The sequence below is a fragment of the Simkania negevensis Z genome (genome assembly GCF_000237205.1).
In the GTDB taxonomy this organism is placed as follows: domain Bacteria; phylum Chlamydiota; class Chlamydiia; order Chlamydiales; family Simkaniaceae; genus Simkania; species Simkania negevensis.
On the sequence record NC_015713.1, the window covers coordinates 46,868 to 59,265 of the forward strand.

Here is a 12,398-nt window from a genome sequence, read left to right on the forward strand (position 1 = left end):
AAAATGACAAGAATGTCAACCCTTCAACCAATTGAAAAGGAATCAACTATGTGTGAAATCAGCGAGCGCTGCCTATCAATCACTCTTCAACCCAGCCAAGTAACACCTGACGCATTTCATTGCAGTGTTTTTAAAAGCAATGAAGGTAGAACTGAAATCAACAGTACTTTGATTATCCCTTATTCTGGGGGAACACTAAACGTTGTGATTCCTTACCCCGAAGAAAACTTAGATGGTTGGAAATTTTGTGCCCTCGGTTTTATGAAAGACACTCAGAGCTGTATTTGCCAAAAAGTTTTCTCTTTAACCTCTTTGATCCACAGCTCAACCGTGGTGTTCTAGACGAACCAAGCAAGAAACTGGAAAGCCTTTTGCTCATCCATTGTGGGCTTTCTTTTTAACCATGGAAGTTGCGAAAGGTTCAAGAGATCTCGAAACTCAAGTAAGGGTTGCTGATGCTTTGTCTGCAAAGCCTCAATATGGGTTTCAACGAGCGATTTTTGACCTTCAAAGTCCATTTTATCCATCTTATCTTTGTTTAAGAGCAACATCTGAAGCTGTGCATTGCGCGATAGCAAAGCTTGATTCTTCACACGAAGAAGCAAGGCCTCGATATAAGGACTAAACAAGAGTTGAAAATCTTTCTTAAAATTTGGAACTTTTTTGTATTGATCGTAAAGTCCCGCTAGATTTTTTAGCCAGGAAGTCATTGGCGCTATTTCTTCAGTTGTAGGAAAGGTTCGCTCCTCCCTTTCATGCCCTCTTGAGAAGTTAATCTCTTCAAGAGCAGCAATTTTTTCTTTCACCTCATTGCCTAATTCCTCAAAAAACTTTTCAACTTGATTTATATCTACTCCCATAGTTTTCATTTCTTGTCTTGCCATGGCAGGTGCAATGCGTTCCATCACCCATTGCATATTTTCATTACTGACAATATCAAGTTCTCTTTGAAAAAACTTCTGCATTTCTTCTTCAGCTCGAAACAAGACTTCTGAAGGAATCTCTTCTTCACCTCCTAAGTTAGGTAGATCTTCTGCACCTTTTCGTAACCGATCAGATGTAACAATTTCAAAAGAAGACATAAATAAAAAAACCCCATTTTAACCAAACAAACAATACAAAAATGTTAAATATAAATCAAAAAATAAAATTAAAATTCACACAAATTTAAACTTTATTTTTTAAGAGAGTAAAATCAGGAAGTGCGGCTCCACTATATTCTGAGGGAGAGGTGAGAACTCCCCAAGGTTTTGGAAGAGTCCCATCGAGTAGAGGACGCCAGATGGAAAGAGGATACCCCTCGCGACAACGGGCATCCAGTCGCCAAAGGTCAAGAATGCCAAGACCTGGGTTGTACCCAAACCCAAAGTAAAAGCGGGACCAATTAGTGTCGGCAAAAAGGAGTGGTTTAGGAGGGAGGAGGTGATGTTTTGTAAACGCTTCTTCTAAATCGTCAAAATTCCCAATGAGTTCAAAGAGATGATCGAAGGCTCCTGAAGAGGTATAGAGAATGCGATGCTCAACGGCAAATCGTTTTTGGATTTTAGAGGGGAAATCGAGGAGGAGTTTTTCAAGTTCTGGAGGACGAATGAGGGGAAAAGCTGTGCGCAAATAACCATCAAGACGGTCGGCAAGAGCCATTGGTTCGGTGAGGTGAGGACTTAAAAAATTGAAGAGATGGGTTCGAAAACTTTTAAGGTGGAGTGTTTCAGCTTGAGGTGTAAATTGACGCCCGAGTTCGTGACTGCTATGAGGAAAATGCTTTTGAATGAACTCTTCTGCTAAAAATTCTTGCGTGTCTTGATCAAGACGGATGACTTCATAAAATTCTTCTCCGGGAAGGAGAACATTGTCCCGTGCCCAGGTGTAACTAAACCCTTTGTCAAGCCAACCTTCCTTAAAAGGGGATAGCCCGGGGCGCAATACAAAGGCATGAGTGGGAGAATACATCAGCATCCCTTTGCTTGGATTGTCTTCAAAGGCTTTGGTTGCGCTATAGGGTAATCCTTTGAGGAGATCGAGCAAGAAGATCAGTAGATCCATTGGGTTTTCAATGGGGCGACTTTCTTCTGAAAGGTCTTTTTCCAAGCAATAGTAACAGCGGAGTAAGGTATGCATCGTTCCCCCTGAAGTGTAGCTCCACGGTTTCTTTTCGACTTGAGAAATGTTTTCAATGAGGACTTTAGACTGTTTGGTTTTATGGGCCTTGCCCATCCGCTCAATCGCGGAGGAAAGAAATTCATCTGTATTGAGGTGGTGAATGAGGAGCGTTGTCAGTTCTTGGAGCTCTTTTTCCCCTTCTTCCCATTCAGATGCGGCAGCAATTTGTGGTTCGGTGGCGATAAAAAAGTGGTTGAGAGCTTGAAGGTACTCTTTTTCGCTATGAATCAGAGTCCACGCTAGAGGGTCCCGTCTTCCATGTTTGTAAAGCAAACGAAAGCCGGCTGGAGCATCGTCATAGAGATCTGTTTGGATATCGTACATTTCAGCATCGTAAATCTCTTGGAAGTATTCAGGAAATCTCTCGGCATACTGCTCGAGTAAGAACTTAAAAAATTGAGCGAGGTGTTCAGCGCGTTTACTTGAATCATCTCGCATGTCTTTGCACCCTTGAGCATGGTGAAGACGGACTTCAAGTTCAGCTTTGAGTTGTCGGACGCGCTCCCTTGAAGAGGCTTGCCTTAGTAAGGCTTGGGTCATACGGACTTCATCAATCGCGCGAGCATAGTCCTGGTGGAGCTCTTCGGTTTTCGTATTGGCACCATTGAGTTTTTGCTGAAGAGCCTGATAGAGGAGATGCCCAATCCCTCCTTCTTCGTTTTGGTCAAATCCCAAGCTGGCGTAAAGGTTCCACCGGAAAAACTCAACTTTGTAATCGGAAAAAGAGGCAAGCGTGTACTCCCACGCTTTTAGAAGGGCGTGATCGGTATAGGACTTGAATGTTTCTTTTGCTTCTTTTTCTAAAGCCTTCGCTTGGTCATTTTGCCCATGTTCTCTCCGGATGTTGTCATGAATAAACGTGTCGACAGAGACAAGCTTAGAGGGTAGTTTGACTTTTGAAAGGGGAACTCCAGCAGCATCAAAGGCCGCTTGTATGGAGGGCATCTCGAGAATTTTGGATGATGAAATAGGCTTTTTGAGATCTCCCATTCCCCAACTGGGGCTTATGGGAACTGCATGCTGCACACCACCAAAAGTGCGCGATAAGCTGCAAGTCATAACGAGATCGTAAAGATCGAGCAAAAGGCGCTCCATTTGTTCCGACTGGATAATGATTCCTGGAGCTGTTGCAAAGCAAGAGCCCACATTTTGCCGCAAAGGTGTGAGAAGCGCGGTGAAGACAGCTTGACGGAGCTCCCGATTCGTCACTTTCGTTTTAAGAGGAAGGCCAAGAGAATAGAGAACAAGCGTTTCAATATACCGGTTAGCAACCGGCATTTTGAACCGGTTAAATAAATTGAGAAGATCTTTACTGCTGTGAAGAGCCGCTACCACTTTATGAAAATGCTCAATCACTTCTTTATCATTTTCCCCTTGAATTCCCGAGAAAAATGAGGGCAGTTTCTTTTTTAAGAGAATTCCTTGCTCGTCGATGAAAAGATTTGCCAGCATCCGGGCACGCGCCAAACTGCGGAACAAAAAAGGTTCCTGAATGTCTGTTTCAGCTAGGGCTTTAGCAATCTTTTCTTCTTCTTCCACGTTCATCTTTTCCTTTTTTACCATCTCCTGTAGAATGAATTCTATGCCAAAAGTCAAATACGAAAAAGATGAAATCGATCTTCCGGATGGAGCTACTGGAAAGGACCTTGCAGAAAAACTAAATCTGCGTGAGCCTAACCAATCTATCGCCATTGAGATCAACGGAACTACAACCGACCTCTCTCATCCTCTTAAAGAGGGCGATGAAGTCAAGCTCTGGCACTTCGACGATCCTAAAGGAAAAGAAGTGTTCTGGCACACCTCTGCGCACGTTCTTGCTCAAGCAGTTTTGCGTCTTTGGCCTAACGCACAGCCAACCATTGGACCACCCATTGAAAACGGTTTTTATTACGACTTTGCCAATTTGCAAATATCCGATGAAGATTTCAAAAATATCGAAACGGAAATTAAAAAAATTCTCTCAGAAAATTTGAAGCCAGAACTGCACCGGTTCAAAGATAAAGCTGAAGCACTCAAAGAATTTGGCAGCAATCCTTACAAGAAAGAGCTGATCGAAGGATTCGAAGAAGGGAGTCCGATCACTGCTTATCGGCAAGGAGACTTTTTCGATCTTTGTCGCGGACCCCATTTGCCCAATTTAGGTAAAATTAAAGCATTTAAAGTTCTTAAAACATCTGGAGCTTACTGGCGCGGCAAAAGCGACAATGAAATGCTGACTCGTATTTATGGCATTTCTTTTCCCGATCGAGAAGAACTCAAACAGTACCTCTTCATGCTTGAAGAGGCTAAGAAACGGGACCACCGCATTATTGGAGCTAAACTCGATCTCTTTTCGTTTAAAGAAGAAGCTCCTGCAATGCCATTTTTTCATCCGAATGGGATGGCCATTTGGGATAGCCTCGTCACATTTTGGCGCGACATCCATTTAAAAGAAGGGTACCAAATCATCAAAACCCCACAGCTTCTCACAAAAGAGCTATGGGTCACCTCAGGGCACTGGGAGCACTATCGCGAAAACATGTTCACTTCCCAAGTTTCAGAAGAGCGCGAGTTTGCAATCAAGCCGATGAACTGCCCTGGCTGCATGCTCTATTATAAGACCTATTCTCATAGCTACCGCGAGTTTCCTCTTCGGATTGCTGAATTTGGACATGTCCATCGTCATGAGCCCTCTGGCGCATTGAATGGTCTATTTCGAGTTCAGGGTTTTCACCAAGACGACGCCCACCTCTTCATGAAACCCGATCAAATTCAAGGTGAAATCTTAAATGTCCTCAAACTTGTAAAGCAGATTTACGAAACGTTTGGGTTGAAATACACTTTCGAACTTTCCACAAGACCTGAAAGTTCGATTGGAACTGATGAAGATTGGGAAGTAGCAACGCAAGGCTTGCAAAAAGCGCTCGATGCCGCGGCAGTTCCTTACAAAATCAATGAAGGGGATGGCGCTTTTTACGGTCCCAAAATCGATCTCCATGTACACGATGCCTTGGGACGCGCTTGGCAATGTGGAACGATTCAGCTCGACATGGCGCTTCCTGAGCGTTTCGATTTAGAATACAAAGATGCCGACGGCTCACTCAAGCGACCAATCATGATTCACCGCGCTATTTTTGGTTCGATTGAGCGGTTCTTAGGAATCTTAATTGAACACTTTGCCGGAAAATTTCCCTTATGGATGAGCCCTCTGCCCATTCGTCTCATTCCCGTTACAGACACACATGCACCCTATGCACATGAAGTCGCAGCTAAAATACGAGAAAAAGGCTTTTCGTGTGATGTCGACGATTCGCATGAATCTGTTGGAAAAAAAGTGCGCAATGCGCAAATTCATCAAATCAATTACATGTTGACTGTTGGCGACCATGAAGTTGCCAATAAAACTGTAGCACTTAGAACACGAGACAATGTGGTCCACGGTGAAATCCAACTTGACGACTTTCTAAAAAACATCGAAAGCGAATATAAAGAGAGACGTCTAACATCACCTTACCAGGAAGGCAAATGAACGTCATTAGCGTCTGCAGTTTTAAAGGAGGAACCGCGAAAACCTCCATCACACTCAATCTCGGAGCCGCTCTAGCTATAAAGCATGGGAAACGTGTTCTGATGATTGACTTTGACGCACAAGCTAACTTAACAGCAGGGCTGGGCTTTGATCCAGACAATCACGATAGTTTAGCTTCTGTTTTGCAAGATAAAAAGGAAGTTTCAGAAGTCATCATTGAATCACCGATCAAAAACCTCGATCTGATTCCTGCCGACACTTGGCTCGAACGGATTGAAGTAACAGGTAACTTAGCATCTGACCGGTATTCACATGAAAAACTGAAGAAAATCCTAGAAAATGTCAACTATGACTACGTACTTATCGACACACCACCCTCTCTTTGTTGGCTTACCGAATCAGCGCTCATTGCTGCAACGCATGCGCTTGTTTGCGCCACACCAGAATTTTACAGCATTAAAGGATTGCAACGCCTCTCGTATTTCATGCATTACATTTCAGAGCGTCATCCGTTTGATCTTCTTGGTGTTGTTTTATCGTTTTGGAATCCACGTGGAAAAAGTAACGATGGATTTATCAGCGTCGTGAATGAAACGTTTCCTGAAAAACTGTTGCAGACAAAAATTAGAAGAGATATCGCTGTTTCTGAGGCTGCAATTCACGGGAAACCGGTTTTTGAGATGCGTCCAAGTAGCCGGGCTGCCGAAGACTTTACAGATTTGACAAATGAAGTGCTAGCACTCATACCAGGCGAAACAAAAGCGGAGTCTACATGTCTAAGTTCAACTCCCTCTTAATGGGGCGTTTCAAAACTCAAAAAAAAGACAAGATGAACGAACTTGTTGAACGTTCACAAGCGGGAACTCTCTCGAGTTTCGCTGGAGTTTTTCAAATTTCCCCCATGAGCGAATCGGAAATAGCAACTCTTGAAACACTTCTCACGAAATATAAAACTGACGAAACAAACGTTGCAGAAGATTTAAAAAAACTCAAAGCCATCACGTCTGAAGTAAAAGCAATTAGCAATCAAGCTGTCATCTTGCACGGAGAACGGATCAAGCGAGCACAAGAACTCTTCAAAAAGTACCAAGATGGAGCATTTAGTGCATGGCTCCTCAAAACCTATGGGAACCGGCAAACTCCTTACAACTTTTTGCAATACTACGAACTCTATTCTACCATGCCACAGCAAACACGCTCCATCATCGATGAAATGCCACGCCAAGCAATTTACAGCTTGTCAAGCCGCTCTATTCCCCAAGAAGAAAAGATGGCCTTCATTGAAAAATACCAAGGAGAAACGAAAAGCGAACTTTTAGAAAGATTACGCGAATCTTTTCCACTTCCTCCAAAAGACAAGCGAAACTCCAACAAAGTAAAATCTGCAACCGATTTGCTAAAAAAAGCACTGAAAACAGTGCAAGACAATCTCTTTCACCCTTCTTCGCAAGAGCGTGAAGAGATCCAAAAGATTTTAGATGAAATTCAAAACTCACTTTAATGAACGAATACCAATCTCCTTTGACAGTTCGTTATGCCAGTTCGGAGATGAAAATCATCTTTTCGCCTCAGCATAAATATGAAACATGGCGCAAACTTTGGATTGCACTTGCTGAAGCGCAAAAAGAACTGGGGTTAAAGATCACCGACGAGCAAATCGCAGAGCTCAAAAAAAATATCTCCAAGATTGATTTCGACGCAGTACGGATCTTTGAAACAGAGTCTCGCCATGAAGTGATGGCCCATATCCGCGCCTATGGGGCTGTTTGCCCAAACGCAAAAGGGATTCTCCACATCGGGGCCACTTCAGCCTATGTCATGGACAACGGCGATCTTATTCAAATGAAAGAAGGGCTTGAGCTGCTCAAAGGAAAACTCATTTACGTCATTGAAAAACTCAATCACCTCGCTTTAAAAAACGTCGACACACCTTGTTTGGGGTTCACTCATTTTCAACCAGCGCAACCCACAACCGTTGGTAAACGGGTCGCGCTATGGCTCCAAGACTTTGTCACCGATTTTTATGATCTTTTCCACCTCATGGGAACTTTTCCATTTCTTGGGGTGAAAGGAGCCACAGGTTCACAAGTGTCGTATATGGCCCTATTCGAAAATGACCAAGAGAAAGTCGTGGAACTCGATGAAAAAGTCACAAAGAAAATGGGTTTTCAAAAAGCCTACTATGTCAGTGGACAAACGTTTCCGCGCAAACAAGAGCTACGCATCTTAAACGTGCTAGCTTCTCTTGCATCCAGTGTTCACAAATGCGCCACTGACTTACGTCTTCTCTCGCATCTCAATGAATTTGAAGAGCCTTTTGGCGAGTCCCAAGTCGGTTCCTCTGCGATGCCGTACAAACGGAATCCCATCATGGCTGAGCGCGCTTGCGCTCTAGCTCGCTTTGTGCTCAGTTTGTGGAATAACCCAGCTTACACGGCCTCCTTACAGTGGCTTGAGCGCTCACTCGACGACTCAGCAAATAGACGGATCGCCATTCCTGAAGCCTTTCTAGCTGCTGATAGTCTGCTGAACTTAATGGGGAATCTCATTGAAGGACTCAAGATTTTTCCAAGCATGATGACCGCTCACTTACAGGAGCACCTCCCTTACCTTGCGATGGAACATGTCCTTGCTGCAGCTGTTCTCAAAGGAAAAGATCGAGGAGTGGTCCATGAAAAACTGCGCCAACATGCCTTTGAAGCTGGCAAACACAAACGGGAACATGGCAGACCTTCCGACTTACTCGCACGAATGACTGCTGACTCGGAAATTGGCCTCTCCGAAACTGAACTTGCTTCTCTTTTCAAAGCAGAAGGACTCACAGGCCGCTCAAAACAACAAGTGATTGAATTTTTAAAGCTTGAAGTGCAGCCTCTTTTAGAGCAAAACCTCTCTCTAAAACCCCCAACACTTGGAGTCTAATGAACCCGCTCATTGTCAGCTACTACACTGCAGGAACAGGTTATGAAGTGGAAGTGCAAAATCTCATTGCATCGTGCAAAAAGTTGGATTTACAAGCAGATATTGTTCCCATTCCATCAAGGGGAAGTTGGGATAAAAATTGTTGCTACAAGCCCGAGTTTCTCTTAGAAAAATTAGACGAGCACCAAAGACCTATTGTCTGGGTTGATGCTGATGCTATCTTTTTAAAAAACCCGACACTCTTTGAATCACTTCAGTGCGACATTGCCCTTCGAACCTACGAAGAGCTCCCGCTCGACCACCCGTCTAAAGTCTACACGGGAACGATTTACCTTTCCAATAATGAGATGGCTCGCACGTTACTCAAACGGTGGAAAGAAGAAAGTGAAAGGATGCTTCGGGAAGAAAAGAATGAGGTTTGGGATCAAGTCTCAATCAAGCAAGCCCTATTGGGATCTAACGTCGACCTTTTTCCCCTCCCAGATACCTACGCAACCATCTACGATAAGCAGCTCACCTCCATAGAAGAGGCTGTGATCCTGCACTATCAGGCCTCCCGACTTTTTAAAAAAGAAGTGAACAATGAAGTCGTTCCATTTTGGGAAAATGGGATGTTTTCTCAAGAGTCTCGCCATAAGTTCTCCTCATAATTTTTTTTAAACCCATGTGACATATCTTGGTAATCATTTAGTTTTTAATTTTTAATGCAAAAAATCCCCTTTAGTTTAAAATATTAATCGTTTTTGAGGCTTGGAATAGCTCAAACTCAATTTTCATCTTGGACAAATCATGAGTTTATTAAGATTGATCTTCACATTTTCAGCCCCCTTATCGGCTGTCATCCTAATGATTTTCGGAAGCGCATTTTACACCACCTTTTTAAGTATTTTTTTGGAGAGCACAGGTTATTCGAAAGAAAAAATCGGCATCATCCAATCAGCTTTTTTTCTGGGAATGTTTTTGGGTGCATTTCAAATGGAAAAGTTGATTAAACGAGTAGGACACATTCAAGCTCTCGCTGTTTTCGGCAGCTTAGCTGCAAGCTCAACCCTTTTACAAGGGTTGATTCAAACCTTACCAGCATGGATCATTTTGCGATTTCTTTTTGGGTTATCTCTTTCCGCACTCTATATTGTGATCGAAAGCTGGATGCTCAATCACAGCACACCTAAAACACGTGGGGTTATTTTATCGCTGTACATGATTTCCTTATACGCAGCGCAATCGGCAAGCCAACAAATGCTTTCTTATATCGACATCCAGAGCATGACTCCCTTTATCATCACGGCCCTCTTTACTGCGCTTAGCATCATTCCTGTGGGCTTATCGACAACAAAATTGACTCTTCCCTCAACTCACGAATCCATTCGATTTTTTCAAATCATAAAAGCCTCACCTTTTGGCGTCTTTGGCTGCATCGTTTCTGGACTTATCTTAAGTACTCTTTACAGTTTTCTACCTCTTTTTTCAGAATCAAAGCAGATTTCAAGCGCTAACTTAATGTCGATTACAATTGCTGGAGGCGTTTTATTACAATGGCCGATTGGAAAGCTTTCTGATCGTTTTGAGCGTCGCAGAACTTTGCTCATCGTTGTTGCAATTGCCTTCGTACTTTCTCTACTTCTTTACGTTTACAAACAAGCTCCAGTAGAAGGCATTTTAGTGATTGCTTTTCTAATCGGTGGTTTTGTGTTTACCCTTTACCCACTAAGTATCACACAGGTCTGTGACAATATCGATCATTCGCATATCACAACGGCAACAGCTTTTCTTTTGATTGCCTACGGACTCGGTTCTGTTATTGGCCCGATCACTTCAGCTCTCACGATCAAATTTCTCGGAATCGAATCAATTTTTCTTTATTTTACAGCTCTTTTGGGGCTTTTAGGCTTAATTGGAATCTATGTGACAATCAGAAGACCTATTGTTCCTCTCAAAGAACAAACAGATTTTTTACCTTTACTCAATGGCACTCCAGTTGCTTATGAAATGGACCCAAGAAGTGAGCAGAGTTAAAAGTCGATAGTCTTTAAACTTCATTGTTTTTCAAAAAAAAAATAAACAACGCGGTTTTTCTCAAGAAACAGGTTCTCATTTTTCTTTTCAATTGGGTATAATTTTACCCGGAAAAATTAGAATTTTTAAGGTTTTAGATGTTAAGTCAAATTATTTCTATGAGTGGGGCCAATTGGCAAACAGCTGCGGCTTGTATTGCCACAAATTTCTGCTTTCAGCAGCTAGCTGGGAAAGTTGTAAAGGTAGAAGATAACCACACATGGAAAAACGATGTTATTTATGACTTGGTAGGATTTCTTTTCGGGACTGCTTTTTTGTATGTGATTGCCAAACCTCTTCAAAATCGTTTTTTAATTCCGATTAATACACAAGCAATTGTCCCTATTACCCTTTTCTATGCGCTGGTTCATTTGGTTGCAACAGCTCTCTTCTTTCAACCAACACTCATTGAAAAGACTAAAATAACAGACTCCACAGACAAACAGCCTACAAAACCTGAGCTTAATAACTTGCATGCCCTTGTCAGCTACTTTGATGCGAAATGGGATACGGAGAAAAAAGAATACATTGGAATTAAATATGATGCCGAGAGAATCAAAAAACACCTCAACGCTTGCACCTTAGCAAAGCACGACCCTAAGTGTGACTACGCAGTCCACCATGGCTTCATCGAAAAGAAAGAAGTTCCGAAAGGATCAAAAGTCTTTGTCCGCGCCGATTTACACGGTGACTTAAAAAGCCTTCTTGAAAATCTCAAGGCAATGCAAAGAGAGGGGCTACTTGATGAAAACTTCAAGTGCAAACCCGGCACTTACATGATTTTCTGCGGTGACTATATGGACCGAGGAAGCTATAGCATGGAAATTGCTGAAGTCTTAGCTGTCCTTCAAACAGAAAACCCTGATCAAGTTTATCTTGTTCGTGGAAACCATGAATATCTCTCAACAAATTACGGCTTTTGTGGACACAATGATAAGAATTTCATCCAATTCATCACAGCCCATCAAGCCGACTTGGAAATGTTTTACCGCACAATGCCCCTCACTGTTTACCTTGCAGAAGAAGGAGGAGAATATGTCGACTTCACCCATGGTCTTTTTGAGCTCCATGTAGATCCTTCAGAAATGCTTGACTGTGACGTAGTAAATCGGATTTACATTCCAAAAGCAACTCATGAATTTTCTAAGCGTGTTCAAGAGCTCGCCGCCAAAGGAACTCCAGTAAAATATACTGCTTTCCAACATCTGATTGGGTGTAAAGACCATGAACCTTCAAAAACCGAGCTTGCCGCCAAACGAATCGTAGATTTGAAAACCACTGAGTTTAATCGCTCAATTGAAGACACTACGGCTTACAATTGGGGCGATGTGGTACCTGGCGCTCCGCCTAAATTAGACCAGATGGGATACAGAAAATGGCACATTCGTCCAGAAGATGTGAAAGATGGACTCCGCATGATGGGCAATGCACGTAAAGTGAAGCTTCTTTTTAGAGGTCACCAACATCGTTTTCAACATGGGTCATATAACGGCAAGGTTGTTGTCACGACACTTCCCGTTGGGGCTGATACAGGCTATTACCAAATAGCTTTTGGAGGACAGCCCGATCGCGCTTACATTCTTGAAATCGATCCAAAAGTCAAAAACTGGAAAAAACAAGCTTTCATTCGTAAGTCAGGTGAAACAAAGGTCGAAATTACTAAACCGTTTGAGATCTTTAGTGAGGCTATTTAAAACCTGGTATTGCCCGAGGAAAGCTTAGATCAATTTTCGGGTTTCTTCTTGTTTGCAAA

Annotated in this window: 10 protein-coding genes; 8 read left to right on the plus strand and 2 right to left on the minus strand. The window is 42.7% G+C overall.

Annotated elements, in window-relative coordinates; translation table 11 throughout:
• Window positions 1-12 precede the first annotated feature (12 nt).
• Window positions 13-342 carry a hypothetical protein gene (locus SNE_RS00860; RefSeq protein WP_013942388.1) on the plus strand — a complete coding sequence of 110 codons (330 nt, stop codon included), beginning with the start codon at window positions 13-15 and terminating at the stop codon, window positions 340-342.
• Here the strand turns inward: SNE_RS00860 and SNE_RS00865 are convergent.
• On the minus strand, window positions 339-1,082 hold the full coding sequence (locus tag SNE_RS00865; RefSeq protein WP_013942389.1) for a hypothetical protein: 744 nt from the start codon (window positions 1,080-1,082) through the stop codon (window positions 339-341). The two genes, SNE_RS00860 and SNE_RS00865, sit on opposite strands and share 4 nt — an antisense overlap.
• Before the next feature lie 85 nt (window positions 1,083-1,167).
• Window positions 1,168-3,705: a hypothetical protein gene (locus SNE_RS00870; RefSeq protein ID WP_041418657.1), complete on the minus strand. Its 2,538-nt coding sequence runs from the start codon at window positions 3,703-3,705 to the stop codon at window positions 1,168-1,170.
• A 37-nt stretch (window positions 3,706-3,742) separates the two neighbouring features.
• Here SNE_RS00870 and thrS point away from each other — a divergent pair, with 37 nt between their 5' ends.
• The 7 genes from thrS to SNE_RS00905 all read left to right on the plus strand — a co-directional run bounded on the left by thrS (window position 3,743) and on the right by SNE_RS00905 (window position 12,339).
• The gene (thrS, locus tag SNE_RS00875) at window positions 3,743-5,668 is read left to right on the plus strand and encodes a threonine--tRNA ligase (protein ID WP_013942391.1); all 1,926 of its coding nucleotides are present in this window, start codon (window positions 3,743-3,745) and stop codon (window positions 5,666-5,668) included.
• Window positions 5,665-6,465 carry a ParA family protein gene (locus tag SNE_RS00880; RefSeq protein WP_013942392.1) on the plus strand — a complete coding sequence of 267 codons (801 nt, stop codon included), beginning with the start codon at window positions 5,665-5,667 and terminating at the stop codon, window positions 6,463-6,465. Before thrS ends, SNE_RS00880 begins: the two co-directional genes overlap by 4 nt.
• Window positions 6,441-7,169 carry a CT583 family protein gene (locus tag SNE_RS00885; protein WP_041418659.1) on the plus strand — a complete coding sequence of 243 codons (729 nt, stop codon included), beginning with the start codon at window positions 6,441-6,443 and terminating at the stop codon, window positions 7,167-7,169. The genes SNE_RS00880 and SNE_RS00885 overlap by 25 nt, the downstream gene beginning before the upstream one ends.
• Complete coding sequence (gene purB / locus SNE_RS00890; RefSeq protein ID WP_013942394.1) at window positions 7,169-8,590, plus strand: adenylosuccinate lyase; 1,422 nt, start codon at window positions 7,169-7,171, stop codon at window positions 8,588-8,590. Before SNE_RS00885 ends, purB begins: the two co-directional genes overlap by 1 nt.
• The gene (locus SNE_RS12100; protein WP_013942395.1) at window positions 8,590-9,240 is read left to right on the plus strand and encodes a type 11 methyltransferase; all 651 of its coding nucleotides are present in this window, start codon (window positions 8,590-8,592) and stop codon (window positions 9,238-9,240) included. Before purB ends, SNE_RS12100 begins: the two co-directional genes overlap by 1 nt.
• Window positions 9,241-9,379: 139 nt before the next feature.
• The gene (locus SNE_RS00900) at window positions 9,380-10,606 is read left to right on the plus strand and encodes an MFS transporter (protein WP_013942396.1); all 1,227 of its coding nucleotides are present in this window, start codon (window positions 9,380-9,382) and stop codon (window positions 10,604-10,606) included.
• Between the two features lie 137 nt (window positions 10,607-10,743).
• Window positions 10,744-12,339, plus strand: a complete 1,596-nt coding sequence (locus tag SNE_RS00905) for a metallophosphoesterase (RefSeq protein WP_013942397.1) — start codon at window positions 10,744-10,746, stop codon at window positions 12,337-12,339.
• The last annotated feature ends 59 nt before the right edge of the window (window positions 12,340-12,398 follow it).

Bases quoted from the DNA above. Each gene is read 5' to 3' on its own strand.
- SNE_RS12100 (WP_013942395.1), top strand. From the start codon at position 8,590: ATGAACCCGCTCATTGTCAGCTACTACACTGCAGGAACAGGTTATGAA.
- SNE_RS00880 (WP_013942392.1), top strand. From the start codon at position 5,665: ATGAACGTCATTAGCGTCTGCAGTTTTAAAGGAGGAACCGCGAAAACC.
- SNE_RS00870 (WP_041418657.1), bottom strand. From the start codon at position 3,705: ATGAACGTGGAAGAAGAAGAAAAGATTGCTAAAGCCCTAGCTGAAACA.
- SNE_RS00865 (WP_013942389.1), bottom strand. From the start codon at position 1,082: ATGTCTTCTTTTGAAATTGTTACATCTGATCGGTTACGAAAAGGTGCA.
- SNE_RS00905 (WP_013942397.1), top strand. From the start codon at position 10,744: ATGTTAAGTCAAATTATTTCTATGAGTGGGGCCAATTGGCAAACAGCT.
- SNE_RS00885 (WP_041418659.1), top strand. From the start codon at position 6,441: ATGTCTAAGTTCAACTCCCTCTTAATGGGGCGTTTCAAAACTCAAAAA.
- thrS (WP_013942391.1), top strand. From the start codon at position 3,743: ATGCCAAAAGTCAAATACGAAAAAGATGAAATCGATCTTCCGGATGGA.
- SNE_RS00900 (WP_013942396.1), top strand. From the start codon at position 9,380: ATGAGTTTATTAAGATTGATCTTCACATTTTCAGCCCCCTTATCGGCT.
- purB (WP_013942394.1), top strand. From the start codon at position 7,169: ATGAACGAATACCAATCTCCTTTGACAGTTCGTTATGCCAGTTCGGAG.
- SNE_RS00860 (WP_013942388.1), top strand. From the start codon at position 13: ATGTCAACCCTTCAACCAATTGAAAAGGAATCAACTATGTGTGAAATC.